This window comes from Betaproteobacteria bacterium (genome assembly GCA_016720065.1).
Lineage (GTDB): Bacteria > Pseudomonadota > Gammaproteobacteria > Burkholderiales > Rhodocyclaceae > SSSZ01.
Genome location: JADJXY010000002.1, coordinates 1,965,775 through 1,990,991, shown reverse-complemented (window position 1 = coordinate 1,990,991; position 25,217 = coordinate 1,965,775). Strand labels below are relative to the sequence as shown.

Genomic DNA, 25,217 nt, shown 5'->3' with positions numbered 1-25,217 from the left:
GGGTAAAATCGCCGCTTTGGCCCCCGGTGGCGAGCGGCAAACGAGCAGGATCTTGAGCGAAAAGAACGTCTGGAAACCCAATGTGACCGTGGCTGCCGTGGTGCAGCGCGACGGCCGCTTCCTCCTGGTGGAGGAAGAAACCGAGGCAGGACTGGCCTTCAACCAGCCGGCGGGCCACCTGGAGCGTGGGGAGGCCCTCGTCAATGCCGTCGCCCGGGAAGCTCTGGAAGAAACGGCCTATCACTTCCGCCCCACCCATCTGGTGGGAATCTACACCTGGCGCCACCCCACCCGGGATATCACCTACCTGCGCTTCGCCTTTGGCGGCGACCTGGTGGGCTGGGAGGCGGATCGTCCCCTCGACGCAGGCATCGTCGCCGCCCATTGGCTGACGCCCCAGGATATCCGGCGCGAGGCGGGCCGCCACCGCAGTCCCCTGGTGCTGCGCTGTATCGAGGATTGTCTGGCCGGATGTGCTTATCCGCTGGAACTCCTGACGCATTACGGATGATCCTGCGCCTCTTGCTGCTTCTTGCCCTGGCGGGCCCGGCCCTTGCCGAGCAGCGGGTTGCTGTCTGCTACAACTGGGATTGCGCGGCCCAGGCCGAGGTGGTTTACGACGATTATCAGTGGCTCGAAGCCACGCGGCTCCTGGCCTTGGCCAACAACGCGGCGGGGGAGCGCGCCCTGCTCGCCCAGTCCCTGGGCAGGCTGTATCGATGGGCCGGCGAGCAGACGCCCATCCACCACGATCTGGCCGGCAATGGCGCCGACGGGGACGTCGATGGGCGCATGGACTGCATCGACCACTCGACCACCACGACCCGCCTGCTGCGCCTCCTGGAAGTCTACGGTGCCCTGCACTGGCACCGGGTGAGGGAGCCCGCAAGGCGGACCCACTACCTGGTGGCACAGCACTTTGCCGCGGTCATCGAGGAGCAGGCGAGCGGCGAAGCCTACGCCGTGGATAGCTGGTTTGTGGATAACGGGCAGCCGGTGGTCATCCTGCCGCTGGCCGCCTGGATGGAAGGAGAAGGTTCCAGTGTCGAGTAAAACCGTGGTCGTCGGGCTCTCCGGCGGGGTCGATTCCTCCGTGGCGGCGCTGCTCCTGAAGCGCCAGGGCTGGAAGGTCATCGGCCTGTTCATGAAAAACTGGGAGGACGACGACAGCGAGGAGTACTGCTCCTCCCGCCAGGACCTCATCGACGTCATGAGCGTCGCCGACCGCATCGGCATCGACGTGGAGGTGGTCAATTTCGCCGCCGAATACCGGGAGCGGGTTTTCGCTGAATTCCTCACGGAATACCAGGCCGGCCGCACGCCCAATCCGGACGTCCTGTGCAATTCGGAAATCAAGTTCCGCGCCTTCCTCGACCATGCGCTGACGCTGGGTGCCGACAGGATCGCTACCGGTCACTATGCCGGGGTGCGGGAATTCGACGGCAAGTTCCAGCTCCTGAAGGCCGAGGACGGCAGCAAGGATCAGAGCTACTTCCTTTACCGGTTGAATCAGGCGCAGCTTGCCAAGACCCTCTTTCCGCTCGCTGATATCTACAAACGCGAGGTGCGCAAGATTGCCGAAGCCGAGGGCCTGCACGTCGCCGCCAAGAAGGACTCCACCGGCATCTGCTTCATCGGCGAACGGCCCTTCAAGGAATTCCTCATGCGTTACCTGCCGCCGAAAAAGGGCGAAATCCGCCGCCTCGACGACGGCAAGGTCCTGGGGGAGCACGATGGCCTCATGTACCACACCCTGGGGCAAAGGAAGGGCCTGCTCATCGGCGGCGTCAAGGAAAAGGGACAGCCCGGCGGCGGCGACCACGACGCCTGGTTCGTCGCCGGCAAGGACATGGAGAAGAACGTCCTCCACGTCGTCCAGGGCCACGATCACCCCGCCCTCTACCGGGATTCCCTGGTGGCGGAGCATCTTTCCTGGGTTTCCGGCCAGGCGCCCCATACCCACTGGGTCTACACCGCCAAGCCCCGTTATCGCACGGCGGACCAGCCCTGCGAAGTGGAGCGGGTCGATGGCGGGTGTGCCGAAATCCACTTTGCCGAGTCCCAGTGGGCGCTGACTCCGGGGCAGTCGGTGGTGCTCTACGAATCCCGTGTCTGCCTGGGGGGGGGCGTCATCCGCTGAGCGGGGGGCAAATTTCCGTTCGCCTCCGCACGCCATGCCCGGCGGTCCAGGGCACAAGGCAGTTCGGGCGTAGGCCAGCGCTTGACTGAGGTTTCCAGGATGATTCGCATTCGCTGACTGCGGCGCAGGGTTATGGCAAGATCATCGTTCGCCCCGTCGGTGCCCCCCATGTCCGCAAACGGTTCAGAAATCCTGCAAGCCCTGCTCGCCCGCGTCGCCCTCGGCGATCAGGCGGCCCTGCGTGCGCTTTACCAGCGCACCTCGGCGCATCTGTTCGGGGTCATCCTCCGTATCTCCCGGCGGCAGGATCTTGCCGAAGAGCTGTTGCAGGAGACTTACGTGAGCGCATGGCACAACGCCGCCGGGTACAGCGCCAGCCAGGGGCAGCCGATGACCTGGCTGATCAGCATCGCCCGCAACAAGGCCCTGGACCAGGTGCGCAGCGCCCCCGCCCGGCGCGAGACCGAACTGCCGCGGGACGAGGAGGGGCTGGAGCGCGACATCGCCGATGACGGCCCCGATCCCCTCGCCCTGCTGGAGAGCGCCGGCGACACCCTGGCCATTCGCCAATGCCTGGACGCCGCCGATGCCCGCCAGCGCCAGAGCCTGGCGCTGGCCTACTACCACGGCCTTTCCCACAGCGAAGTGGCGGAGCGGATGGCGGCGCCGCTGGGCACGGTCAAGGCCTGGGTGCGGCGCGGTCTGGAATCTTTAAAACGCTGCCTGGAGGCCGGCGGCCGCAAGGGTGCCGAGTCGGCATGAATTACGACCGCCCCCCGCTCCTCGACCATCTGGCGGCCCAGTACGCCCTGGGGACACTGGCTCCCCGGGCCCGCCGCCGCTTCCGGCGCCATCTGCTGCGCAGCCTGCCGGCCCGGGACGCCCTGGGGGCCTGGGAGCGGCGTCTCGGCGGGTTGGCCGCTGCGGTGCCGCCGGTCGCCCCGCCGGAGCGGGTATGGCAGGGCATCGCCCGCCGCCTGCCGGGCGCGCGTCAGCCCGAACCGGCCCGTCGGGCCGCTCCGCGCAGCCGTTGGCTGGCCTGGGCCAGTCCGCTGCTGGGGGTGGCGTTCGGCGTCGTCGCCAGCATCGCCCTGGTGATGCAGATGCCGGAACGCTTCGTCGGCCTCGATCAACTCGCCCAGCGGGAGCAGTCCCTGCCGCAGAGCTACATCGGCCTTCTCCTTGACGCCGAGGGCCGGCCGACGGTGCTGGCCAGCGCCACCCGCCATGGCCGGCGCCTGACCTTCAAGGTACTGCGGCCGCTGGAACTGCCCGCTGGCAAAGTGCTGCAACTGTGGGGCCTGCCCAAGGACAAGGCAGGCAAGGCCCTGCCGCCCATTCCCCTGGGCCTGGTTCCCGCCCAGGGGACCGGCGCGGTGATGCTCGACGACACGGCCGAACGTCTGCTCGCCAATGTTGCCCAACTCGCGGTGACGCTGCAGGACGCCCCGGCCCGGCCCGGCGACGCGCCCGGCGAGTTCCTGCTGAAGGGCCATTGCGTCAAACTCTGGTGACCCTGCATCCGATCCGAGGGCACCCCCGTAAGTGGGGCCACGGGATAGATAAACCCCGTTCATCCTCAACCGAACAGGAGATCACCATGAAGCGCATCGTCATCGCCACCGCCCTTTTCGCCCTCACCGGCCTGGTCCAGGCCAACCCCACCGTCGAGAAGGACGGCGTTCTGACCAACAAGGAAGGCCGCACCCTCTACACCTTCGACAAGGACTCCAGCGGCAAGAGCAATTGCAGCGGGGGGTGCGCGGGGGCCTGGCCCCCCTTTGCGGTGGCCAATCCGGCCCTGGCCGGCGGCGACTTCAGCATCGTCGCCCGGGAAGACGGCGGCACCCAGTGGGCCTTCAAGGGCAAACCCCTCTATTTCTTCGCCGGAGACACCAAGCCTGGCGAGCGCAACGGCGACGGCCAGGGCGGCACCTGGCATGTGGCCTCGCCAAACAAGAAGGCCGCCGTATCGGGGCCGGCCGTTCCCTCGGCCTACTGAGGGCGGAATCCTCGCGTGCCCGCTGAAAACCCGCTCATCCCGGGAGGGGGCGAGCGGTTTTCGTCGCGTGGCTACCGGGCAATCGATCCTCCCGGGACTGAGCACCGCAAAATTTCCCTGGGTCCCCCCTCGCCATGCCCAGCGGCGCCCGAAAAATTCACGGGTTCCGAGGCCGTCAATGGGCGGCACAGGGCCCGGCTTGGTCCTGAGGCGGGGGCTGCGGTGGTCGTGAGAACCGCAGCCCCCGTCGGCTGCTTGTGCAGGTGACCGACGACGGTCGCGCCACAGCCGCGTGGCGCTACTCGCGCGGAACGGTGTCGGCGAAGGAGGCCCGGTGCATCAGCTTGTCGTAGAGCTTGGCCAGATTGGGGTGGGCGCTCTTCCAGTCGATGTCGGGAAAGCGGAAGGCCAGGTAACCCAGGGAAACCCCCACGGCCAGGTCGGCCAGGGAAATGTGGGTGCCTGTGCAGTAGGTCTTTTCGCCCAGCTCCTCGGACATGAATTCCAGGCCCCGGACGATCTTGCTCCGCTGGCGTTCGATCCAGCTCGGGCTCTGTTCCTTCTTGGGCCGCTTGGCTTCCACGAAGGCCGTGGCCGCCGCTTCGCACACGCCGTCGGCCAGGGCCTCCCAGCGCTTCACCTCGATGCGTTCCCGATTGGGGCTGGGGAAGAGCTTGTTGTTCGGGGTGACGCTGTCGACGTATTCGACGATGACCCGGGAGTCGAAGAGTGGGGTGTCGTCGTCCAGCAGCAGGACGGGGATCTTGCCCAGGGGGTTGTAGTCAGGAACCTTGCTGTCCTCTGTCCAGGGGGACTCGACCTCGAAGTCGTAATCGATCTTCTTTTCTGCCAGGACGATGCGAACCTTGCGGACAAACGGGCTGGTCAGGGAGCCGATCAGCTTCATGGTTTTTCTCGTAGGTGATCCGTTTTTGGGGTTGGCGGATTATAGCCTACCGCCCCCCACTTTACGGTGCTCGAGCATTTCACGGTCATCGGGAATTTCCCTGCCGTTTGCTGCGATGCAGCGCGGACGGATAAAATAGCGCCCTTTTCCGCCCCCCGGACGCCGCCATGACTGCCCCCCTTCTTACGGCCCTTTCCCCTCTCGATGGCCGCTACGCCGGCAAGGTCGACGCCCTGCGCGAGCATTTCTCGGAATTCGGCCTCATCCGCGCCCGCCTGAAGGTGGAGATCGAATGGCTCAAGGCCCTCGCCGCCGAGCCCCATTTCAGCGAAATCGCCGCCTTCTCTCCGGCGACGGTGGCGGAACTGGACGCCCTGGTGAGCCATTTCGGCCCCGAACAGGCCGCCGAGGTGAAGGCCATCGAGGCCACCACCAACCACGACGTCAAGGCCCTCGAATACTGGATCAAGGGCAACACCAAGGGCAACGCAGAAGTGGTGAAGGTGAGCGAATTCATCCACTTCGCCTGCACCTCGGAAGACATCAACAACCTGTCCCACGCCCTGATGTGCCAGGGCGCCCGGCAAGCGGCCCTGTTGCCGGCCCTGGATCAGGTCATCGCCAAGCTGCGGGAACTGGCCCATGCCCACGCCGCGGTGCCGATGATGAGCCGTACCCACGGCCAGCCGGCGACGCCGACGACCCTGGGCAAGGAGATGGCCAACGTGGCCTACCGCCTGCAACGGGCCCACGCCCGCATCGCCGGGGTCGAGTTGCTGGGCAAGATCAACGGTGCCGTCGGCAATTACAACGCCCACCTGGCGGCCTATCCTGGCTACGACTGGGAGGGGTTCGCCCAGCGCTTCGTCGAATCCCTGGGGCTGAGCTTCAACCCCTACACCATCCAGATCGAACCCCACGATGCCCTGGCCGAACTGTTCGACGCCTTCGCCCGCGCCAACAGCATCCTCATCGACCTGGATCGGGACATCTGGGGTTACATCTCCCTCGGGTTCTTCAAGCAGAAGGTGAAGGCCGGCGAAATCGGCTCGTCCACCATGCCCCACAAGGTCAATCCCATCGACTTCGAGAATTCCGAGGGCAACCTGGGCCTGGCCAACGCCGTGTTGAAGCATCTGGCCGAGAAGTTGCCCATTTCCCGCTGGCAACGCGATCTCACCGACTCCACCGTGCTGCGCAACATGGGCGTCGGTCTCGGCTACACCCTGCTGGCCTACGATTCGCTGCTCAAGGGCCTGGGCAAGCTGGAAATCAACGCCGATCTCATGCACGCCGACCTGGACGCCAACTGGGAACTGCTTGCAGAGCCCATCCAGACCGTCATGCGCCGCTATGCGGTGCCCGAGGCCTACGAAAAGCTGAAGGAGCTGACCCGGGGCACCCGGGTGTCCCGCGACGGCATGCAGGCCTTCGTCGCCACCCTGGCGATTCCCGAGGCCGCCAAGGCGGAACTGCTCAAGCTGACGCCCTGGGATTACACGGGCAAGGCGGCCGACCTGGCCAAGCGCATCTGATGGGACTGCCCCCACGCTCGCCCGGCCCGCTGCCCTCGGAGGGAGCGCAGGCCGGCCTTGGGCCGGCCCGGCGAAAGACCTAGCCCATGCAGTGCGGAAAATGCGGGAGAGACGTGCCGGAGGACGCCATCTACTGCCCCTTCTGTGTCGGCGAGCGCAAGACGACCGACCGTGACGTCATCGCGGGGGGCTTGAAGGGAGGGCTTCTCGGCCTGATCGTCGGTCTGCTGCCGGCGCTCGTCCTTCTCTACCTCTTCGGCGCCGAGCGGGGCATCAAGGCCATCGCCTTCGCCGTGCCTGTCGCCACCTTCACCACTGGCCTCATCCTCGGGATGGTCAAGGCCAAACAGGACTGGAAATGAGTCAATTCGCAGAAAACTTGAAGAAGCTGCCCGGGATCTCCCATCTGGCAGCCCTCAACCTCCTCGACGCCGAGGGCAATGTCGTCGCCACCATCGAAAACAAGGCTGGCAGCCAGGGCTCCCTGGCGGTCTATAACCATCTGGCCCAGACCTACGGCGCCATCACCGCCGAGGCGGCGAAGATGGGCCTGGAAATTTTCGCCGAGCACAGCGAGGATGAGCGGGCTAATCCCGGCAAGCATCCCAATATTGCGCGGCTGCTCGGGATCGAGGCCGGAGAACCGGCCTTGCGCGTCAAGCACGTCTTCGCCGTCTGAGCGCTGGTGAATGAAAACGGGCGCCCAGGGCGCCCGTTGATTTGCCCTTGTCCGGAGTCCGTCAGACCACGGCACCTTCCTCGTTGGCGCCTTCGATGACCTTCTTCTGGGTGATGAACTGCTCCCGCGAGACCCCCAGCCACATGACCAGGGGGCTGGCCACCAGGACCGAGGAATAGATGCCGAAGCAGATGCCGATGGTCAGGGCGAGGGAGAAGTAGTACAGGGTCTCGCCGCCGAAAATGAGCATGGACAGCACCATCAATTGGGTGGAGCCGTGGGTGATGATGGTGCGGCTGATGGTACTGGTGATGGCGTGGTCGAGAACCTGTGGTGTGGTCAGTCCGCGCTTCTTCTTGAAGGTTTCCCGCACCCGGTCGAAGACCACCACGGATTCATTGACCGAATAGCCCAGCACGGCGAGGACCGCGGCCAGCACGGAAAGCGAAAATTCCCATTGGAAGGCGGCGAAGAAGCCCAGGATGATGACCACGTCGTGCAGGTTGGCGATGATGGCCGAAACCGAGAAGCGCCATTCGAAGCGGAAGGCCAGATAGACGACGATGCCGATGACCACGAGCAGCAGGGCCATGGCGCCGTTTTCCGCCAGTTCCTTACCTACCTGGGGACCGACGAATTCGACCCGGCTCAAGCGGGCGCCCGGGGCGTCGGCCTCCAGGGACTTCATGACCGCTTCGCCAAGCTGGGCCGTGTTCTGGTCGGCCTTGAGGGGGAGCCGGATCATCACGTCCTGGGAGGAGCCGAAATTCTGCACCGCGTAATCGGTGAACCCGGACTTGCCCAGGGCGCCACGAATCTTCTCCAGATCGGCAGCCTGCTGGTAATGCACCTCGATCAGGGTGCCGCCGGTGAATTCGACGGAGAGGTGGAGGCCCTTGGCGAAGAGGAAAACCACGGCCACGATGAAGGTCACCAGGGAAATGATGTTGAACTTCAGCGCATGGCGCATGAAGGGGATGTCGTTCCTGATGCGGAAAAATTCCATGTTCGTTTCCCCTTACTGGGTGCCGTTGCCGGCGAGGCCCGGCTTCCACACGGCGCCGATGGCGACCTTGACCAGCTTTTTCTGGCGGCCGTAGACGAGATTGACCAGGGCGCGGGAGACGACCACCGACGAAAAGATGGAGGTCAGGATACCCAGGCAATGGACCACGGCGAAGCCGCGTACCGGGCCGGAGCCGAAAATGAGGAGGGCCAGGCCGGCGATGAGGGTCGTGATATTGGAATCGAGGATGGTGCCGAAGGCCCGTTCGTAGCCTTCGGAGATGGCGCCCTGGGGAGGCACGCCGTTCCTCAGCTCTTCCCGGACGCGCTCGTTGATGAGCACGTTGGCGTCGATAGCCATGCCCAGGGTGAGTGCGATGGCGGCGATGCCGGGCAGCGTGAGGGTAGCCTGAAGAAGGGATAGGAGGGCCACCAGGAAGAGCAGGTTGGAAGCCAGGGCGATCACCGAAATGACGCCGAACATCTGGTAGTAGGCGATCATGAAGATGGCGATGGCGGCGAAGCCCCACAGGGTCGAATGGAAGCCCTTCTTGATGTTCTCCGCACCCAGGCTGGGGCCGATGGTGCGTTCCTCGATGATGTCCATGGGCGCCGCCAGGGAGCCGGCACGCAGCAGCAGGGCCGTGTCGTTGGCCTCGACGGTGTTCATGCGGCCGGAAATCTGCACCCGGCCGCCACCGATTTCGGTGCGGATGACCGGGGCGGTGATGACTTCGCCCTTGCCCTTTTCGATGAGCAGGATGGCCATGCGCTTGCCCACGTTTTCCCGGGTGATGTCCTTGAAGATGCGCGCCCCGGCGGAGTCGAGATTGAGATGGACGGCGGGCTCGTTGGTCTGGTTGTCGAAGCCGGGCTGGGCATCGGTCAGGCGGTCGCCGGTGAGGACGACCTGCTTTTTCACCACCAGGGGCGATCCGCCCCGTTCGGTATAGAGTTCGGTGCCGAAAGGCGGGTTGCCGGCCAGGGCGGCTTCCAGGACGCCAGGGGCGTCGTCCACCATGCGGATTTCCAGGGTCGCGGTGCGCCCCAGGATGTCCTTGGCCTTGGCCGTGTCCTGCACGCCGGGCAACTGGACGACGATACGGTCGCCGCCCTGCTGCTGGATCACCGGCTCGGCGACGCCCAGTTCATTGATACGGTTGTGCAGGGTGGTGATGTTCTGCTTGAGGGCGAATTCGCCCAGGCGCTTGAGCGCTTCGGGCTTCAGGGTGGCGACCAGACGGAGGTCGCTGCCTTCACCCTGTTCGACCAGGGCCAGATCGGGCTGGGCGTCCGTGAGGGTGGTCCGGGCCTTGTCGCGGGTTTCCGCGTCGCGGAAGCGGATCACCAGGCGCTCGCCCTCACGGCTCACGCCGGCGTGGCGTACATTCTTGTCGCGCATCAGGGTGCGCACGTCGGCGCCGACGGAATCGAGGCGCTTGGTCAGGGCCCCCTTCATGTCCACCTGGAGCAGGAAATGCACGCCGCCGCGCAGGTCCAGGCCCAGGTACATGGGCAGGGCGTGCAGGCCGGTCAGCCAGGACGGTGAGGCCGTGAGCAGGTTCAGGGCGATGACGTAATGGGGGTCGGCGGCGTCCGGATTGAAGGCCTTTTCCAGGGCGTCCTTGGCCTTCAACTGGGTATCGGTGTCCTTGAAGCGGGCCTTGACCCCGTTGAAATCGAGCTGGATGCCGTCGTGGGCGATCCCCGCCGCCTTGAGTGCTTCCTCGGCCCGGGCCAGCGTCTTGTCGTCGGTCTTCAGGGTGGCCTTGGCGCTGGAAACCTGGACGGCGGGCGACTCGCCAAAGAAGTTGGGCAGGGTATAGACGAAGCCCAGCACAAGCGCCACGGCGACGACGATGTATTTCCAGAGGGGGTAGCGATTCATGGCTCAGTGAGGAGTGAGGGGTGGAAGGTGGGCGGGTTGAGGACGGAAGCAGGGCCAAGCCCGGAGTCGGGTATGGCGCCTCACTCCTCTCTCTTCACGCCTCACAGTCCTTTCAGCGTGCCCTTGGGGAGCAGGTTGGCCACCGCCGTCTTTTGCACGATGACTTCGACGGCGCCGTCCTTGCTCTCGGCAACATCCACGTGCAGGTAGTTTTCGCCGATCTTGGTGACCCGGCCGGCGAGCCCTCCCTGGGTCACGATCTCGTCGCCCTTTTGCAGCGCCTCGACCATGGTCTTGTGTTCCTTGGCGCGCTTCATCTGGGGGCGGATCATCATCAGCCAGACGATGGCGAACATGGCCACCATCATGATGAGGCCGGTGTAATCGGCGCCGCCGGCGGGGGCTGCGGCCTGGGCGTGGGCAAGGCTAATCATGGGGGGTTTTCCTCAAAGCGGTCGAAACGAAAGGCGGCATTCTAGCACCGGTCATGCAATGCCACCTTGACGGTCCCGCCGGAACGCTTCCCGCCACGGGCCGAAACGGCCGGTCTCGATGGCCCCGCGCATTTCCGCCATGAGGGTCTGGTAGTAGTGCAGGTTGTGGAGGGTATTGAGCATGGAACCCAGGATTTCCCCGGCCCGGAAGAGGTGGTGCAGATAGGCCCGGGTGAACTGGGTGCAGGTGGTGCAGGTGCAGGAAGGGTCGAGGGGGCCGGTATCGTTCCTGAAACGGGCGTTCTTGATCTTGACGTCGCCGAAGCGGGTGAACAGGTGGCCGTTCCTGGCATTGCGGGTGGGCATCACGCAGTCGAACATGTCGATGCCGGCGGTCACGGCTTCCACCAGGTCTTCCGGCGTGCCGACGCCCATCAGGTAGCGGGGTTTCCCGGTGGGCAGGCGCGGTGCCGTGTGGGCCAGGATGCGCGACATGTCTTCCTTCGGCTCGCCCACCGAAAGGCCGCCGATGGCCATGCCATCGAATCCACGCCCATTCGCGATGCCATCCAGCCCGGCCAGGGATTCGTCCCGCAGATCCTCGTACATGCCGCCCTGGACGATGCCGAAGAGGGCGTTTCCATTGCCCAGCCGGTCATGCTCGTCCTTGGAGCGCCGGGCCCAGCGCAGCGACAGGCGCATCGAAGCGGCTGCCTCCTCATGGCTGGCCGGGTAGGGCGTGCACTCGTCGAAGATCATGACGATGTCGGAATTGAGCCCGTGCTGGATGCGCATCGATTCTTCCGGGGTCAGGAAGAGTTTGGCGCCGTCGATGGGGGAGGAGAATTTCACGCCCTCTTCGCCGATCTTGCGCAGGGCGCCCAGGGAAAAGACCTGAAAGCCTCCCGAATCGGTGAGGATGGGGCGGTCCCAGTTCATGAAGCGATGCAGGCCGCCGTGGGCGCGCACCACGTCGAGCCCCGGCCGCAGCCAGAGGTGGAAAGTGTTGCCCAGGCAAATCTGCGCCCCGACTTCGGCGAGGGACTGCGGCGTCATGGCCTTGACCGTGCCGTAGGTGCCCACGGGCATGAAGACCGGAGTCTCGACGGTGCCGTGGGCCAGGCCAAGGCGGCCGCGGCGGGCGGCGCCATCGGTCGCGAGGAGTTCGAAGTGCATGGGTAGCTTGATTCTTATGAATTTTTGGCGCAAATCAGAGCTTCTTGCGCCGGGTGCGTGATTGTATAGATTGTCTACGCTATCGTTGAGCCCTGATGCTGACACGCCTCGTTTCCCGCCTGTTGATTCTGGTCATGCTGCTGACCGTCTTCTCGCCGAGTTTCGGCTGGGAGGCGACCGGCGGCATGGCGGCCCACGAGCATCCGGTGGCGGTGGCCGACGCGCACGATCATGACCATGATCACACGGCAGCGGGCGACGCTTGTGCCGGTTGCGATGACCACGCCCAGGCAGCCTGCGACGAGGCGCAGCATCATTGCTGCCCCGGACACATCCTGGGTCACCTGCCGGGTGGCGTGGCGGCGGGCCCGCAACTGCCGGTGCTCGACGGCAGCGACGCCACGGTCGAGGCTCCGCAGGCGCCGTTTTCCTCGCGTATTCCCGAAGGGCTCGAACGCCCTCCCAGAGCCGCCGCCTGATCCGCGGCGGCTTGCCTCGTCCCAGAATCCCTGAAGGTCCGCGTTGCCACGAGGGCCGGTGCGGCATACCGCCGGTTGATGCCATCCAGCAACCGGAGGAACCCCCATGCGAACCGTTTTCGGCCTCGCGCCCATTTTGCTTGTCAGCCTCTTCGCCAGCGCTTCGGCACAGGGCGAGACGGCCCTTGCCCGTACCTTTGCCGCAGCCTGGCAGCGCCAGCCGGCGGCCGCCGCGCTGCACGAGCGCCAGCGGGGAGCCACCGCCCTGCGCGCCGCCGCCGATGCCTGGACGGCGGCGCCGCCCAGCGTCGAAATCGGCACCCGCAGCGACCGTTTCAACCGTCGCAACGGCGCCCGCGAAAATGAAATCGGCCTCGTCCTGCCGCTTTGGCTGCCCGGCGAACGCAGCGGCAGCCAGGCGCTGGCCGCCGCCGAGGCCGACGTGGCGGCCGGGCGCGGCGAGACGCTGCGCCTGCGCCTCGCCCAGGTGTTGCGTGAGAGCTGGTGGAACTGGCAGGGCGCCCGCAACGAGTTGGCGCTGGCCGGCGAGCGGCTTGCCGCGGCGGCACGCCTGCGCGAAGACGTGGCCCGCCGCTTCGCCGCCGGGGACCTGTCCCGGGCCGACCTCAACCAGGCCGCCGGGGTGCTGGCCCAAAGCCAGGCCCTGCAGGCCGAGGCACAGGCTGCTGAACTGGGCCTGCGGCATCGGCTGGAGAGCCTGAGCGGCCGGCCGGTCGGCGACGTCGAGGTGCAATACGAGCCGGAGCCGGCCACCGCGGCGGCCGAGCATCCGGCCCTGCGCGAACTGGCTGCGCAGAGCGACGTGGCGCGGCGTCAGGTCGATCTGGCCCGGGCGCAGAGCCGGGCCAATCCGGAGCTGATGTTGTCGACGCGCAGCGATCGCGCTGCCTCCGGCGAACCGAGTGCACAGACCTGGGCCCTGGCGTTGCGCATTCCCTTCGGTGCCGGGCCACGCCAGGACGCCCGGGTGGCGACGGCCAATGCGGAGGCCATCGAGGCCGGCGTCGAACTCGAACGTGAACGCGAACGCCTCAGCCTGGAAGTCGCCGCCGTGCGGGCCCAGGTCGCGGCGGCCCGCCAGCAACTCGCGGCGGCGGAACAGCGGGCCGGTTTGGCGCGGGAAAACCGCGGCTTCTACGACAAATCCTTCCGTCTTGGCGAAAGCGATCTGCCGACGCGCCTGCGCATCGACAGCGAAGCCTTCGAGGCGGAACGGGCGCTGGGCCGGGCGCGCATCGCGCTGGCTCAGGGCATATCGCAATGGCGCCAGAGTCTTGGCTTGTTGCCGGAGTAAACAGCATGAGTTTGAAACTTGGACATGTTCTTGGGCTGAGCCTGGCATTTGCGCTGGCCGGCCCGGTGGCGGGGGCGGCAGACCCGGCGGCGCCGATTCCGGTCGCCGTGGCGGAAAGCGAAGCCTTCGAAGTGGTCGGCCGGCTGGAGGACGAGGGCTTTGTCTTCTACATCGACCGGGCCGACAGCAATGCGCCGGTGCTCGGCGCGACGCTGGAGGTCGATACCGGCGGCAAGGCGGCCAAGGCGAGCTTCCGCGCCGAGCGCGGCGACTACCTGATCGCCGACGCCGACTGGCTGAAACCCCTGCGCCAGCCGGGCGAATATGCGCTGGCGATGACGCTGGTCGCGGGCGCCGAGAGCGATCTGCTGACCGCTGACTTCGACGTCCATGCACCAAGCGCCGCGGCGGCGGGCACGGCGGGGAGCGGCCGCATCCTTGGCGGGCTGGCCCTGCTCGCCGGGCTGATCGCCCTGCTGCTCTGGCGCCGTGGGCGCAAGGGAGGTCGGGCATGAAACACGTTCATCTGTTGAGCCTGTTGCTGGCCGGCCTGAGCCTGCCGCTGACGGCCCATGAGGGGCACGACCACGGTGACGAGAAGAAGACCATGGTGGTGCCCGGCAACACCCCGCAGCGCCTGCCCGACGGGGCCGTCTTCCTGCCCAAGTCGGCCCAGCGCGGCATGGGCGTCCTGACCGAACGGACGGTCGAGGCCGACCTGCCGAAAAGTCTGGAACTGACCGGCCGGGTCATCATGGACCCGCATCTCGGCGGGCGCGTCCAGGCGATGATTCCCGGGCGCATCGAGGCGGCCGGGCCGCATGGCCTGCCGGCGGCCGGCAGCAAGGTCAAAAAGGGCGAGGTGCTGGCCTGGGTCGCGCCCTCGTCCGGGGCCATCGAGCGTTCCAACCAGTCGGCGCTGCTGGCCGAACTGAAAGCCAGCCGGGGGTTGGCCGAGAAGCGCCTGCATCGCCTGCAGGAACTGGCCGATACGGTGCCCAAGAAGGACATCGAGGCGGCCGAGAGCGAACTGGCCAGCCTGCACGGGCGGATCGCCGCGGTCGGCGCCGGACTGTCGGGGCGAGAGGCGCTGGTCGCGCCGGTCTCCGGCGTGCTGGCGGCGAGCAATGCGGTGGTCGGTCAGGTGGTGGAGGTCAAGGAATTGATTTTCGAGGTCATCGACCCGGACAGCCTGCACATCGAGGCCAGCGCCTACGAGCCGCTGCCCCTCGACCAGGTGGTGTCGGCGAGCGTGGCGGTCGGCGAGCGTTCGGTGCCGCTCAGCTACATCGGCGCCAGCCGTCGGCTGCGCGAGCAGGCGCTGCCGCTGATGTTCGAAAACCATGCGACCGGCGCCGGCCTGACGCTGCCGCTCGGCCAGCCGGTCAAGGTGCAGGTCGGCCTGAAGGCGACGCTACGCGGCCTGCCGCTGCCGATGGCGGCGCTGACCCGCAACACGGCCAACCAGGTGATCGTCTGGGTCAAGACGGCGCCCGAGCGCTTCGAGGCGCGGGCGGTGCAGACCCAGCCGCTGGACGGCCTGCGGGTCGTCGTCACCGGCGGCCTGAAGGCCGGCGAGCGGGCGGTGGTGCAGGGCGCCAGCCTGATTTCGCAGATACGCTGAGGAGCAGAGCATGTTCCAGTGGCTCGTCGAAAAAAGCCTGGCCAGCCGGCTCTTCGTGCTGGCGGCAGCGGTGGCGCTGATGCTCTGGGGCGGCGTGCAGGCGACCCGCCTGCCGGTCGACGTCTTTCCCGACCTCAACAAGCCGACCGTCACGCTGATGACCGAAGCCGGCGGCATGGCGCCGGAGGAGGTCGAACAGCTGATCAGCTTCCCGCTCGAAACGGCGATGAGCGGCCTGCCCGGTGTCGCCGGCATCCGCTCGGTGTCGAGCGCCGGCTTGTCGTTCCTTTATATTTCCTTCGACTGGGGCGTCGATATCTACCGCGCCCGGCAGATGGTCGGCGAGCGGCTGACCGCGATGGAGTCGGCCCTGCCGCCGGGCAGCGTGCCGCGCATGGGCCCGGTGTCGTCGATCATGGGCGAGATCATGCTGGTCGCTATCCCGATTGCCGGGCCGGCCGCCGACGCCAAGGCGGCGCGCGAGTACGCCGACTGGGTGCTGCGGCCCCGGCTGATGGCGATCGCCGGCGTCTCGCAGGTCATCCCGATTGGCGGCGAGGTGCGCCAGTTCCAGGTGCAGCCGGATACCCGGCGGATGGCCGAACTGGGTATTTCCCTCGACCAGATCGAGGCGGCGGTCAGGGGCTTTGCCGCCAATACCTCGGGGGGCTTCCTGGAGTTGAATGGCCGCGAGTACCTGATCCGCCACCTTGGCCGTAGCGCCCGCCTCGACGACCTGAAGAACCTGGCGATCACGGCGCGGGCCGGCCAGACGATTTTGCTCCGCCAGGTCGCCGAAGTCGGCTTCGCGGCGGCGATCAAGCGCGGCGACGGCGGCTTCAGCGACGGCAAGGGCAGCGTGCCGGCGGTGATCCTGAGCATCCAGAAGCAGCCGACGGCCGATACGGTGGAGCTGACCCAACGCCTGGAATCCGCGCTCGAAGGCCTGAAGGGCAGCCTGCCGCAGGGTATCAGCGCGCCGCAGGTGATTTTCCGCCAGGCCGATTTCATCGAGGCCTCGATCGGCAATCTCCAGGTCAAGCTGCTCTTCGCCGCCTGTCTGGTCGCCGGCGTGCTGTTCTTCTTCCTGGGCAATTTCCGGACGATGCTGATTTCCCTGACCGCCATCCCGCTGTCCATACTGATCGCCGTGCTGGTCTTCCACTGGCTCGGCCTGTCGATCAATACGATGACCCTGGGCGGCCTGGCCATCGCCATCGGCGAGCTGGTCGACGACGCGGTTGTCGATGTGGAGAACATCCTGCGCCGCCTGCGCGAAAAGGCGGCGCATGGCGGGGTGTATTCGGTGCTGCGCACCATCGTCTCGGCCTCGCTGGAGGTGCGCACCGCCATCGTCTACGCGACGCTGATCATCGCCCTGGTCTTCGTGCCGTTGTTCGCCCTGCCCGGCATCGAGGGGCGGTTGTTCGTGCCGCTCGGCGTCGCCTACATCGTCTCCATCCTCGCCTCGCTGGCCGTCTCCGTCATCGTCACGCCGGTGCTCTGCTTCTGGCTGCTGCCGGCGCTGGTTGCCCACGACCACGGCGAGACGCGGCTGGTGCGCTGGCTGAAGGCGCATTACCGGGCGGCGCTGGAAAAAGTGCTCGCCGCGCCGCGCCTGCCCATTGCGGCGACCGGTGTCGCCGTCGTGCTGGCGGTGGCGGCCGTGCCCTTCTTTCCGACCACTTTCCTGCCGCCCTTCAACGAGGGCTCGATCACCCTTGGCCTGCGCCTCAACCCGGGGGCGACGCTGGGCGAGTCGGTGCGCATCGCCGAGGCGGCGGAAGCCGCCCTGCGCGGCCTGCCGGAAGTCGCCCACATGGGGCGGCGCACTGGGCGGGCCGAACTCGACGAACACGCCGAGGGCGTGCATGTGACCGAGTTCGAGATCCAGCTCAAGCCGGGCGGCCGGCCCAAGGAAGAGGTCTATGCCGACATCCGCCAGCGCCTGGGCAACTTGCCGGCCAGCCTCAGCCTCGGCCAGCCCATCGCCCACCGCCTCGACCACATGCTGTCCGGCGTGCGGGCGCAGATCGCCATCAAGATATTCGGCGAGGATCTCGACACCCTGCGCGCCCAGGCCGGCCTGTTGCGCGAGCGGCTGGCCAAAATCCCCGGGCTGGCCGACCTGGAGATCGAAAAGCAGGTGCTGGCGCCGCAGATCAAGGTGCGCGTCGATTTCGACGCCGCCGCCCGCTACGGCATCTCGACGGCGCAGCTGACGCGCACGCTGCAGACGCTGGTCGATGGCGAGAAGGTGACGCAGATCGTCGAGGGCAACCGCCGCTTCGATCTCGTCGTCCGCCTGCCGGAAAGCGCCCGCTCGCTGGAAGGACTGAAGAACCTGTTGCTCGAGACGCCGGGGGGCCGCGTGCCGCTGGCGCTGCTGGCCAGCATCGAGGACGCCGACGGGCCGAACCAGATCACCCGCGACGACGGCCGCCGGCGCATCGTCATCTCGGCCAACGCGCAGGAGCGGGCACTGTCCGAGGTGGTCGCCGACCTGCGCGCGGCGGTCGCCGCCTTTCCGCTGCCCGAGGGCTACTTCATCACCCTGGGCGGCCAGTTCCAGGCCCAGGAGGAGGCGGCGCGGCTGATTTCATGGCTGGCGCTGGGCTCGGTCGCGCTGATCTTCATGGTCCTCTACAGCCGCTACCGTTCGGCGTTGCTGGCTGGGCTGATCATGGCCAACGTGCCGCTGGCCCTGGTCGGCAGCGTGCTCGGCCTGTGGCTTTCCGGCCAGCCGCTGTCGGTCGCCGCGCTGATCGGCTTCATCACGCTGGCCGGCATCGCGACGCGCAACGGCATCCTGAAGATCAGCCACTACCTGAACCTGATGTGCCTCGAAGGCGAGACCTTCGGCGTGCCGATGATCGTCCGCGGCTCGCTGGAGCGTCTGACGCCGGTGCTGATGACCGCGCTGGTGGCCGCCTTCGCGCTGGCGCCCTTGCTCTTCGAGGCCGAACAGCCGGGCACCGAGATCCTGCATCCGGTCGCCGTGGTGATCTTCTCCGGCCTGATCAGCTCGACCTTGCTCGATACCTTTGTCACCCCGACGCTGTTCTGGCTGTTCGGCCGCCCGGCCGCGGAACGTCTGCTGGCCGAGGCCGGCGACGAAGCCCTTTGATTATTCTCGTGAAAGGAAATGAAATGCGCCTGAAAAACACTCTGACCGTAGCATTGGCGCTGTGCGCGCTGAATCTGCCGATGGCCCCTGCCCACGCCCATGCCGAACACGGCAAGCCGCAGTTTGGCGGCGTCGTGGCCGAGGCCGGCGAGGTGCAGTTCGAAATCGTCGGCAAGGATGGCAGGGTTACGGTCCATGTCAGCAATCACGGCAACCCGGTCGACGTCAGCGGTGCCAGCGCCAAGCTGACCGTGCTGTCCGGCGCCGACCGCAGCGAGGTCGAACTGAAGCCTGTCGGCGGCGACCGGCTCGAAGGACAGGGCAGCATCGCCAGTGGCGCCAAGCTGCTGGTCACGCTGCAGTGGCCGGGCAAAAAGCCGCTGCAGGGGCGGGCGGTGATGCGCTGAAGGCGGATCGCCGGCCGCCTCAGCGACCGGCCGGCTCCAGCAGCATGGCGTCGCCGTAGCTGAAGAAGCGATAGCCCTGGGCGACGGCGTGGGCGTAGGCGGCGCGGATGGTGTCGTAGCCTGCGAAGGCGGAAACGAGCATGAGCAGCGTCGACCGGGGCAGGTGGAAATTGGTGATGAGCCTATCCACCCCCCGGAAACGGTAGCCCGGGGTGATGAAGATGTCGGTCTCGGCGGCGCCGGCCCGCACCGTGCCGTCTTCGGCGGCGGCGGATTCCAGGGCGCGCAGGCTGGTGGTGCCGACGGCGACGATCCGTCCGCCGGCGGCGCGGGTGGCGGCGATGGCCGCGGCGGTGGCGTCGGGAATGTCGAAACGCTCACTGTGCATGCGGTGCTCGGCGATTTTCTCGACCCGCACCGGCTTGAAGGTGCCGGCGCCCACGTGCAGGGTCAGAAAGGCTGTGCCGACGCCGCGCCGGCGCAACTCGGCGAGCAGTGATTCGTCGAAGTGCAGGCCGGCGGTGGGGGCAGCGACAGCCCCGGGTTCCCGGGCATAGACCGTCTGGTAACGGGTTTCGTCGTCACCCTCGGCCGCGTGGGTGATGTAGGGCGGCAGGGGCAGGTGGCCATGGCGTTCCGCCAATTGCCAGAGGTCTCCGGTGTCCACCAGTTCCAGTGCGAAGAACTCTTCCTTGGCCCCGGCGCGGCCGGTGACTTCGACCTCGAAGGCGTCGGCGAGGCGCAAGCGGCTGCCCGGTCTGGGCGCCTTGCTGGCACGGACCTGGGCCACGGCATGGCGGGCGTCGACGATGCGTTCCAGCATGACCTCCACCTTGCCGCCGCTGGGCTTTTCGCCGTAGAGCCGGGCCTTGATGACCTTGGTGTCGTTGAAGACCAGGAGGTCGCCAGGCGCGATCAGGTCGAGGATAGCGGTGAAGCGCAGATCGTCCAGCGCCTTGTCGCGCACGTGCAGGAGCCGGCTGCCGCGGCGCTCTGCCGCCGGATGCTGGGCAATCAGCTCGGGGGGCAGGGGGAAATCGAAGTCCTCGACGCTCAAGGACATGGGCGACACCCGGAAGAAAAGGGAAAAACCAAGGGAAAAGCCAAGGGAAAAGCCGGAGCGGGCGGGCCGGAGAAGGCCGCGCATTGTAGCAGAGGGGGGCTCAGGCTCCGGGACGGGCGGGCTGCCCGAGGCGTGCGGCGACAAAGGGCCGGTAGCGCATGTCGAGGCGGAGGATGTGGTCGGTCCACCAGTGGGTCAGGTAGGCGAGCAGCGCCGGCAGGTCGGCGGTATTGCAACTCGCGTCGTAGCAGGCGTTGGCCACGGTCTCACAAAATTCGGTGTGGTCCTTCCATTGCTCTTCGAGTTCCGGGTACGCCAGGTGTTGCAGCAGAGTCTCCTCGGCCTCGAAATGGGTGCTGGCGTACTCCGACAGCGCGTGCAGCACGTCTGCCACGGCTTCGCTATGGGCCGGCTGGCCGAGACAATCGACCAGCTCATTGATGAGGTCGGCCAACTTGCGATGTTGCTCGTCGAATTCGGGAACACCGACGCTGAAGCGGTTCTCCCAGACCAGTTTTTCCATGATGGTGCCTTTGGGGAGGCTATGACCAAGGTGGTGGATAGGGGCCGATTCTAAAACAGTTCCCCAGACTTGTCCTTGATGCCCGCACAAGAATGGTGCGTTTTCGTCCGTCGCGGGGGAGAAATCCTGCGTTCTTTCCCGCGTTCGCAGGGGGGCACGGCGAGCGGGGGTGAATGGAATTTTCACGGGGTCTCAGCCCCGGGCCGGCGCGAAAGTCACGGGCACGCGGGTGCGTTCCGCGACGTCGTGGGCGATGGAGCCGAGAAGCATGTGGCGCAGGGACTCGCCTCGCTTCGAACCGAGGACGATCTGGTCAGCCGGAAGTTTCTCCGCGTAATGGGCGATGGTATCGGCCACATGCCCCACGGCCAGATGGCGGTGATAGGCGAGGCCAGCCGTAGCGAGCACCTGGCATGCCGGCGCCAGGGCCGCCAGCCCCTCTTCCCGATGGTAAGCCTCGATGCGCTCGGTTTCGACGAAGAGACGCACGTGGCCGGAATCGACCGGGATCTGCACGTTGAGCACATGGATCTCGGCCTTCAGGCCCGTCTGCAGCAGGCGTACGACATGGTCGGCGGCGCCGAGGCTGCCGGGGCTCCCGTCCACGGCGAGCAGGATGGTGTGCATGGCGATTCTCTTCTCAGGAACGGCTGTCGGTGGAGGGCCCGGTGTCGAGTTCGATTTCCAGGGGTGCTGCGCTGCGCGCCTGGCGGGCGGCGAGCCATTTGCCGACCAGGATCACCAAGGCCGCACCGGTCGCGGCGGCAGCGTACTTGTAGGCCGCCGCCATCCCCTCGGCGAAGAAATGTCCGACGATGGCCCGGTCGGTGATTGCCATTTCGCCGGCGATCCAGCCCAGGAGGGCGCCCCCCAGGGTGATGACCACCGGGAAACGATCCATGAGGCGCAGCACGAAGCGGCTTCCCCAGACGACGATGGGGATGCTGATGAGAATGCCGAAGACCACCAGCCCGATGTCGCCCTTGGCGGCTCCCGCCACGGCGATGACGTTGTCCAGACTCATGACCACGTCGGCCAGCATGACTGTCCTGACCGCTGCGAAGAGGCTTTCACCGGCCGCGACCGAGCCGTGCTCATCGTCATCCTCAGGCAACAGGAGCTTGATGCCTATCCAGAGGAGGAGCACCGCGCCGACCACTTTCAGGTAGGGCAGGGCCAGGAGTTGCAGGGCAAAGAAGATGAGCACGATGCGGATGCCGATGGCTCCGGCGACGCCCCAGAATATGGCTTTGCTGCGCTGGGCTTCGGGCAGGCGGCGGCAGGCCAGGGCGATGACCACCGCGTTGTCCCCTCCCAGGAGGATGTCGATCATGACGATCTGCGCGACGGCAAGGAGGAAGGCGGTATCGAGGCCGAGGAAATCCATGATCGCAGTGCGAGAAGTCGTTGGAAGGCGGGAAAGCTCTGCGGGGGTAAGGTGAATTCGCCCGGAGTCTCAGGCCCGGCGTGGAGGAGCGGGGTGGGCGGGCATGGAGTCGGGCCCGGGAGGACCTCCGCGTCATGCGGCGGCGTGGCTGCCTTTCGATCCCCGGTGCACCGCCCGCAGGGCAGGGACCAGCGTGGTGCCGAGGAAGGGACTCGAACCCTTACACCTTGCGGCGGCGGATTTTGAATCCGCTGCGTCTACCGATTCCGCCACCTCGGCCGAGGAGGGCGGATTATCACCCAATCGGCGGTCTGCCCACAACTGGGAAGCGGCGCGGCGCGGTCACGGGGCGCAGGCGAAGGCCTTGGACAGGGCGCCCGCGACCAGGGTGCGTGGGTCGGCGTCGGTGCCGGGCGGCTGCTTCTCCAGGTGGGCGACGACCGCCCGCAGCAGGCGGTACTGACGGTCGTCTTCACCGGGCAGGCAGAGGGCGTTGAGCTGAACGCCGACCTTGCCGGCCAGGAAGTCGGCAACGCCATACCCGTCGGCAAAGCCGGAAATATAAGCGAGGCAGCGGGCGCCACGAATGGACTGGTAGGGATCGCTGCTTTTCTTCTCGGCGAAAAAACTCTCGGCGGCCTGGCAGTCGGCCAGCATCTCCGTGCCGGAGTAGGCCAGCGCTGGCCCGGCGACCAGGCCCAGCGCCAGGAAGAGCGCAGATTTCACTGCGGCCCGGGCTCGAACCAGCTCAGGCGTTGGTGAAGTTCCACCACGCTGCCGACCACGATCAGCGCCGGTGGGCGGATGCCCGAGGCGACGATGCGGTCGGCCAGGGTGCCCAGGGTGGCGAGCAGGGTCTGCTGGCCGGGCAGGGTGCCGCAGCGTACCACCGCCGCCGGCGTGGTATCCGGGAGCCCGTGGGCCATCATGTGGCGGCAGATTTCCCCCGCGGCGCCGATGCCCATGTAGAACACGACGGTCTGCTTCGGGCGGGCCAGGGCGGGCCAGTCCAGATTCACCGTCCCGTCCTTGAGGTGGCCGGTGACGAAGACGACGGCCTGGGCATGCTCCCGGTGGGTGAGCGGAAAACCCGAGTAGGCCGCGCAGCCCGCGGCCGCCGTGACGCCGGGCACCACCTCGAAGGGGATACCCGACGCAGCCAGGGTTTCCAGTTCCTCGCCGCCGCGGCCGAAGATGAAGGGGTCGCCCCCCTTCAACCGTACGACGGCCAGACCTTCCCGGGCGAGGCAGACCAGGAGTTCATTGATGGCATCCTGGGGCAGGGTGTGGTTGGACGCTTCCTTGCCGGCGTAGATGCGGCGCGCTTCGGGCCGGGCCAGATCGATGATGCCCTCGCCCACCAGATGGTCGTACACCAGGGCGTCGGCGGCAGCGATCAGGCGGGCGGCCTTGACCGTCAGCAGTTCCGGATCCCCGGGGCCCGACCCCACCAGCCAGACCTTTCCCCCCGCCATCGTGCTTCTGCTCATCGTTTTTTCCGCACCGTTTTCCAGGCCGGCCATCCTAATGCCCCTGCCCAATCCTGCCAATAGCCGGGGCAAGCGCTGGAGCTTTCCTAGTACCAAAGGGCTAGTTACTGTAGTTCGAAAGGTGGGGTAAGGCCCTGATTTGGCGATGGAAAGGCTTTTGGGTTGGATTGATGAAAATCAAGGAAGCCCTGTGCGGGGAGGTTCAACCTACCGGCCATCGCGTAAGGGGATTTCACGCGGTTCTATTCATTCAAAGGAGAGGAAGATGAGAAAGAGCTTCATGGGGGTATTGGCGCTGTCTGCGATGACCGTAGCGATGGGCTCCGCCTTCGCGCAGACGGCCAGCAACGACGCCCTGTCGATGACTCCCGACGAGAAGGAAAAGGCCAAGAAGATTTACTTCGAGCGTTGTGCCGGTTGCCACGGCGTGCTGCGCAAGGGCGCCACCGGCAAGAACCTGGAACCGCATTGGACCAAGAAGGACAAGGACGGCAACGTTACCGAAGGCGGCACCCTGAAGCTCGGCCAGCAGCGTCTGGAAAAGATCATCGGCTACGGTACCGACGGCGGCATGGTGAACTTCGACGACATCCTGACCAAGGACGAGCTGGCCCTGATGGCCAAGTACATCCAGAACACCCCGGATGTGCCGCCCGAGTACAGCTTCAAGGACACCATGGATTCCTGGAAGGTCATCGTTCCGGTGGATCAGCGTCCCAAGAAGCAGATGAACAACTTCAACCTGAAGAACATGTTCTCCGTCACCCTGCGTGATACCGGCGAAGTGGCCCTCATCGATGGCGACACCAAGGAGATCCGCTCCATCGTCAAGACCGGCTACGCGGTGCACATCTCCCGCCTCTCCAAGTCTGGCCGCTATGTTTACGTGATCGGTCGCGACGGTCGCCTGAGCCTCATCGACCTGTGGATGGAAAAGCCCGCCGTGGTCGCCGAACTGAAGGTCGGTTTCGACGCCCGCTCGGTCGATACTTCCAAGTTCAAGGGTTACGACGACAAGTACGCCATCGCCGGCTCCTACTGGCCGCCCCAGTACGTGATCATGGATGGCGACACCCTGAAGCCCCTCAAGGTCGTTTCCACCCGCGGCATGACCGTCGATGGCGAATACCATCCGGAACCCCGCGTCGCCTCCATCGTCTCTTCCGAAATCAAGCCGGAATGGGTGGTCAACATCAAGGAAACCGGTCAGATCCTGCTGGTCGATTACTCCGACATCAAGAACCTCAAGACGACGACCATCGAATCCGCCAAGTTCCTGCACGACGGCGGCTGGGATGCCTCCAAGCGCTACTTCCTGGTGGCGGCCAACGCTTCCAACAAGATCGCAGCGGTGGATACCAAGACCGGCAAGCTGGCCGCCCTGATCAGCACCGCCAAGATCCCGCACCCGGGCCGGGGCGCCAACTTCGTCCATCCCCAGTTCGGTCCCGTCTGGGCGACCGGTCACCTGGGTGCCGACGTGGTGACCCTCATCTCCACGCCGTCCGACAATCCCAAGTACGCCAAGTACAAGCAGTACAACTGGAAGGTCGTGCAGGAAATGAAGCACGTGCCGGGCAACCTGTTCGTCAAGACCCATCCCAAGTCCAAGCACTTCTGGGCTGACGCGCCGCAGAACCCGGACAAGGATCTGGCTGAATCCGTCGCCGTTTGGGACATGGCCGATCTGTCCAAGCCCAAGGCCATCCTGAACGTGGCAAAGGACTCCGGCCTGCCCGCCACCAAGGCGACCAAGCGTGCCGTGCATCCGGAATACTCCGCTGACGGCAAGGAAGTGTGGATCTCCCTGTGGGGTGGCAAGACCGACCAGTCCGCCATCGTGGTGTATGACGACGCGACCCTGAAGCTCAAGAAGGTGATCACCGATCCCAAGATGATCACCCCGACGGGCAAGTTCAACGTCTACAACACGCAACACGACATCTACTGATCGATCGGCAATTTGATCGAACACAAGGAGAGGGGGGCGCAAGCCCCCTTATCCTGTCGGGCATCTAAAACGCACAACAACGCGG

Annotated in this window: 27 protein-coding genes and 1 tRNA gene; 16 read left to right on the top strand and 12 right to left on the bottom strand. The window is 66.3% G+C overall.

From position 1 onward, the window contains the following. Positions 1-52: 52 nt before the first annotated feature. The 6 genes from IPM73_12520 to IPM73_12495 all read left to right on the top strand — a co-directional run bounded on the left by IPM73_12520 (position 53) and on the right by IPM73_12495 (position 4,142). A complete protein-coding gene (locus tag IPM73_12520) occupies positions 53-511 on the top strand; it encodes an NUDIX hydrolase (protein MBK8918834.1) in 459 nt (152 codons plus the stop codon). Further along, positions 508-1,053 (top strand): hypothetical protein, encoded by a 546-nt coding sequence (locus IPM73_12515; protein MBK8918833.1) that lies wholly within the window; start codon positions 508-510, stop codon positions 1,051-1,053. The genes IPM73_12520 and IPM73_12515 overlap by 4 nt, the downstream gene beginning before the upstream one ends. After that, entirely contained in the window at positions 1,043-2,140 is a 1,098-nt protein-coding gene (mnmA, locus tag IPM73_12510; GenBank protein ID MBK8918832.1) for a tRNA 2-thiouridine(34) synthase MnmA, read from the top strand. Before IPM73_12515 ends, mnmA begins: the two co-directional genes overlap by 11 nt. Positions 2,141-2,308: 168 nt before the next feature. Then, the gene (locus IPM73_12505) at positions 2,309-2,902 is read left to right on the top strand and encodes a sigma-70 family RNA polymerase sigma factor (GenBank protein MBK8918831.1); all 594 of its coding nucleotides are present in this window, start codon (positions 2,309-2,311) and stop codon (positions 2,900-2,902) included. Further along, positions 2,899-3,654: an anti-sigma factor gene (locus tag IPM73_12500; protein ID MBK8918830.1), complete on the top strand. Its 756-nt coding sequence runs from the start codon at positions 2,899-2,901 to the stop codon at positions 3,652-3,654. Before IPM73_12505 ends, IPM73_12500 begins: the two co-directional genes overlap by 4 nt. Positions 3,655-3,740: 86 nt before the next feature. Beyond that, entirely contained in the window at positions 3,741-4,142 is a 402-nt protein-coding gene (locus tag IPM73_12495) for a hypothetical protein (GenBank protein ID MBK8918829.1), read from the top strand. 298 nt (positions 4,143-4,440) lie between these two features. On the opposite strand, the gene IPM73_12490 is transcribed toward IPM73_12495, so the two are convergent. After that, positions 4,441-5,049, bottom strand: coding sequence for a glutathione S-transferase (locus IPM73_12490; protein MBK8918828.1), 609 nt, complete (start codon positions 5,047-5,049; stop codon positions 4,441-4,443). 167 nt (positions 5,050-5,216) lie between these two features. On the opposite strand from IPM73_12490, the gene purB reads away from it, so the two are divergent. The 3 genes from purB (at position 5,217) to IPM73_12475 (ending at position 7,263) form a co-directional block, all read left to right on the top strand. Continuing rightward, positions 5,217-6,584, top strand: a complete 1,368-nt coding sequence (purB, locus tag IPM73_12485; protein MBK8918827.1) for an adenylosuccinate lyase — start codon at positions 5,217-5,219, stop codon at positions 6,582-6,584. 113 nt (positions 6,585-6,697) lie between these two features. Continuing rightward, the gene (locus IPM73_12480; protein MBK8918826.1) at positions 6,698-6,946 is read left to right on the top strand and encodes a hypothetical protein; all 249 of its coding nucleotides are present in this window, start codon (positions 6,698-6,700) and stop codon (positions 6,944-6,946) included. Next, complete coding sequence (locus IPM73_12475; protein MBK8918825.1) at positions 6,943-7,263, top strand: DUF2322 family protein; 321 nt, start codon at positions 6,943-6,945, stop codon at positions 7,261-7,263. The genes IPM73_12480 and IPM73_12475 overlap by 4 nt, the downstream gene beginning before the upstream one ends. Before the next feature lie 61 nt (positions 7,264-7,324). Here IPM73_12475 and secF read toward each other — a convergent pair whose 3' ends face one another. The 4 genes from secF to tgt form a co-directional block, all read right to left on the bottom strand. Continuing rightward, positions 7,325-8,269: a protein translocase subunit SecF gene (gene secF / locus IPM73_12470; protein ID MBK8918824.1), complete on the bottom strand. Its 945-nt coding sequence runs from the start codon at positions 8,267-8,269 to the stop codon at positions 7,325-7,327. A gap of 12 nt (positions 8,270-8,281) precedes the next feature. Further along, positions 8,282-10,156 carry a protein translocase subunit SecD gene (gene secD / locus IPM73_12465; GenBank protein MBK8918823.1) on the bottom strand — a complete coding sequence of 625 codons (1,875 nt, stop codon included), beginning with the start codon at positions 10,154-10,156 and terminating at the stop codon, positions 8,282-8,284. 101 nt (positions 10,157-10,257) lie between these two features. Then, complete coding sequence (gene yajC / locus IPM73_12460) at positions 10,258-10,590, bottom strand: preprotein translocase subunit YajC (protein ID MBK8918822.1); 333 nt, start codon at positions 10,588-10,590, stop codon at positions 10,258-10,260. A gap of 51 nt (positions 10,591-10,641) precedes the next feature. Then, positions 10,642-11,766: a tRNA guanosine(34) transglycosylase Tgt gene (gene tgt, locus IPM73_12455; GenBank protein ID MBK8918821.1), complete on the bottom strand. Its 1,125-nt coding sequence runs from the start codon at positions 11,764-11,766 to the stop codon at positions 10,642-10,644. 95 nt (positions 11,767-11,861) lie between these two features. Between tgt and IPM73_12450 the strand changes: the two genes are divergently transcribed. The 6 genes from IPM73_12450 to IPM73_12425 all read left to right on the top strand — a co-directional run bounded on the left by IPM73_12450 (position 11,862) and on the right by IPM73_12425 (position 18,718). Then, positions 11,862-12,245: a hypothetical protein gene (locus IPM73_12450; GenBank protein ID MBK8918820.1), complete on the top strand. Its 384-nt coding sequence runs from the start codon at positions 11,862-11,864 to the stop codon at positions 12,243-12,245. Positions 12,246-12,351: 106 nt separating this feature from the next. After that, a complete protein-coding gene (locus tag IPM73_12445) occupies positions 12,352-13,560 on the top strand; it encodes a TolC family protein (protein ID MBK8918819.1) in 1,209 nt (402 codons plus the stop codon). Positions 13,561-13,565: 5 nt separating this feature from the next. After that, positions 13,566-14,075 (top strand): hypothetical protein, encoded by a 510-nt coding sequence (locus IPM73_12440; protein ID MBK8918818.1) that lies wholly within the window; start codon positions 13,566-13,568, stop codon positions 14,073-14,075. Next, a complete protein-coding gene (locus IPM73_12435) occupies positions 14,072-15,184 on the top strand; it encodes an efflux RND transporter periplasmic adaptor subunit (protein ID MBK8918817.1) in 1,113 nt (370 codons plus the stop codon). Before IPM73_12440 ends, IPM73_12435 begins: the two co-directional genes overlap by 4 nt. 10 nt (positions 15,185-15,194) lie before the next feature. Continuing rightward, the gene (locus IPM73_12430) at positions 15,195-18,311 is read left to right on the top strand and encodes an efflux RND transporter permease subunit (protein ID MBK8918816.1); all 3,117 of its coding nucleotides are present in this window, start codon (positions 15,195-15,197) and stop codon (positions 18,309-18,311) included. 23 nt (positions 18,312-18,334) lie between these two features. Next, a complete protein-coding gene (locus tag IPM73_12425) occupies positions 18,335-18,718 on the top strand; it encodes a hypothetical protein (protein MBK8918815.1) in 384 nt (127 codons plus the stop codon). 19 nt (positions 18,719-18,737) lie between these two features. On the opposite strand, the gene queA is transcribed toward IPM73_12425, so the two are convergent. From queA to cobA, 7 genes are all read right to left on the bottom strand, one after another. Continuing rightward, complete coding sequence (queA, locus tag IPM73_12420) at positions 18,738-19,781, bottom strand: tRNA preQ1(34) S-adenosylmethionine ribosyltransferase-isomerase QueA (GenBank protein ID MBK8918814.1); 1,044 nt, start codon at positions 19,779-19,781, stop codon at positions 18,738-18,740. A gap of 100 nt (positions 19,782-19,881) precedes the next feature. Then, positions 19,882-20,304 carry a hemerythrin family protein gene (locus tag IPM73_12415; GenBank protein MBK8918813.1) on the bottom strand — a complete coding sequence of 141 codons (423 nt, stop codon included), beginning with the start codon at positions 20,302-20,304 and terminating at the stop codon, positions 19,882-19,884. 192 nt (positions 20,305-20,496) lie between these two features. Next, positions 20,497-20,931 carry a universal stress protein gene (locus tag IPM73_12410; protein MBK8918812.1) on the bottom strand — a complete coding sequence of 145 codons (435 nt, stop codon included), beginning with the start codon at positions 20,929-20,931 and terminating at the stop codon, positions 20,497-20,499. A gap of 13 nt (positions 20,932-20,944) precedes the next feature. Next, on the bottom strand, positions 20,945-21,691 hold the full coding sequence (locus IPM73_12405) for a TerC family protein (GenBank protein MBK8918811.1): 747 nt from the start codon (positions 21,689-21,691) through the stop codon (positions 20,945-20,947). A 194-nt stretch (positions 21,692-21,885) separates the two neighbouring features. Then, positions 21,886-21,970 (bottom strand) — tRNA-Leu (locus IPM73_12400). 63 nt (positions 21,971-22,033) lie between these two features. Further along, positions 22,034-22,417, bottom strand: coding sequence for a hypothetical protein (locus tag IPM73_12395; GenBank protein MBK8918810.1), 384 nt, complete (start codon positions 22,415-22,417; stop codon positions 22,034-22,036). Next, positions 22,414-23,214, bottom strand: a complete 801-nt coding sequence (cobA, locus tag IPM73_12390) for a uroporphyrinogen-III C-methyltransferase (protein MBK8918809.1) — start codon at positions 23,212-23,214, stop codon at positions 22,414-22,416. Before cobA ends, IPM73_12395 begins: the two co-directional genes overlap by 4 nt. A 232-nt stretch (positions 23,215-23,446) precedes the next feature. Between cobA and IPM73_12385 the strand changes: the two genes are divergently transcribed. Next, a complete protein-coding gene (locus IPM73_12385) occupies positions 23,447-25,132 on the top strand; it encodes a c-type cytochrome (protein MBK8918808.1) in 1,686 nt (561 codons plus the stop codon). The last annotated feature ends 85 nt before the right edge of the window (positions 25,133-25,217 follow it).

Coding starts and splice junctions, on each gene's coding strand:
- yajC (MBK8918822.1), bottom strand. CDS start 10,590: ATGATTAGCCTTGCCCACGCCCAGGCCGCAGCCCCCGCCGGCGGCGCC.
- IPM73_12385 (MBK8918808.1), top strand. CDS start 23,447: ATGAGAAAGAGCTTCATGGGGGTATTGGCGCTGTCTGCGATGACCGTA.
- secF (MBK8918824.1), bottom strand. CDS start 8,269: ATGGAATTTTTCCGCATCAGGAACGACATCCCCTTCATGCGCCATGCG.
- IPM73_12430 (MBK8918816.1), top strand. CDS start 15,195: ATGTTCCAGTGGCTCGTCGAAAAAAGCCTGGCCAGCCGGCTCTTCGTG.
- IPM73_12405 (MBK8918811.1), bottom strand. CDS start 21,691: ATGGATTTCCTCGGCCTCGATACCGCCTTCCTCCTTGCCGTCGCGCAG.
- purB (MBK8918827.1), top strand. CDS start 5,217: ATGACTGCCCCCCTTCTTACGGCCCTTTCCCCTCTCGATGGCCGCTAC.
- IPM73_12450 (MBK8918820.1), top strand. CDS start 11,862: ATGCTGACACGCCTCGTTTCCCGCCTGTTGATTCTGGTCATGCTGCTG.
- IPM73_12440 (MBK8918818.1), top strand. CDS start 13,566: ATGAGTTTGAAACTTGGACATGTTCTTGGGCTGAGCCTGGCATTTGCG.
- IPM73_12415 (MBK8918813.1), bottom strand. CDS start 20,304: ATGGAAAAACTGGTCTGGGAGAACCGCTTCAGCGTCGGTGTTCCCGAA.
- IPM73_12445 (MBK8918819.1), top strand. CDS start 12,352: ATGCGAACCGTTTTCGGCCTCGCGCCCATTTTGCTTGTCAGCCTCTTC.
- IPM73_12500 (MBK8918830.1), top strand. CDS start 2,899: ATGAATTACGACCGCCCCCCGCTCCTCGACCATCTGGCGGCCCAGTAC.
- IPM73_12435 (MBK8918817.1), top strand. CDS start 14,072: ATGAAACACGTTCATCTGTTGAGCCTGTTGCTGGCCGGCCTGAGCCTG.
- IPM73_12475 (MBK8918825.1), top strand. CDS start 6,943: ATGAGTCAATTCGCAGAAAACTTGAAGAAGCTGCCCGGGATCTCCCAT.
- queA (MBK8918814.1), bottom strand. CDS start 19,781: ATGTCCTTGAGCGTCGAGGACTTCGATTTCCCCCTGCCCCCCGAGCTG.
- IPM73_12515 (MBK8918833.1), top strand. CDS start 508: ATGATCCTGCGCCTCTTGCTGCTTCTTGCCCTGGCGGGCCCGGCCCTT.
- cobA (MBK8918809.1), bottom strand. CDS start 23,214: ATGGCCGGCCTGGAAAACGGTGCGGAAAAAACGATGAGCAGAAGCACG.
- IPM73_12425 (MBK8918815.1), top strand. CDS start 18,335: ATGCGCCTGAAAAACACTCTGACCGTAGCATTGGCGCTGTGCGCGCTG.
- IPM73_12490 (MBK8918828.1), bottom strand. CDS start 5,049: ATGAAGCTGATCGGCTCCCTGACCAGCCCGTTTGTCCGCAAGGTTCGC.
- IPM73_12495 (MBK8918829.1), top strand. CDS start 3,741: ATGAAGCGCATCGTCATCGCCACCGCCCTTTTCGCCCTCACCGGCCTG.
- tgt (MBK8918821.1), bottom strand. CDS start 11,766: ATGCACTTCGAACTCCTCGCGACCGATGGCGCCGCCCGCCGCGGCCGC.
- IPM73_12505 (MBK8918831.1), top strand. CDS start 2,309: ATGTCCGCAAACGGTTCAGAAATCCTGCAAGCCCTGCTCGCCCGCGTC.
- IPM73_12410 (MBK8918812.1), bottom strand. CDS start 20,931: ATGCACACCATCCTGCTCGCCGTGGACGGGAGCCCCGGCAGCCTCGGC.
- secD (MBK8918823.1), bottom strand. CDS start 10,156: ATGAATCGCTACCCCCTCTGGAAATACATCGTCGTCGCCGTGGCGCTT.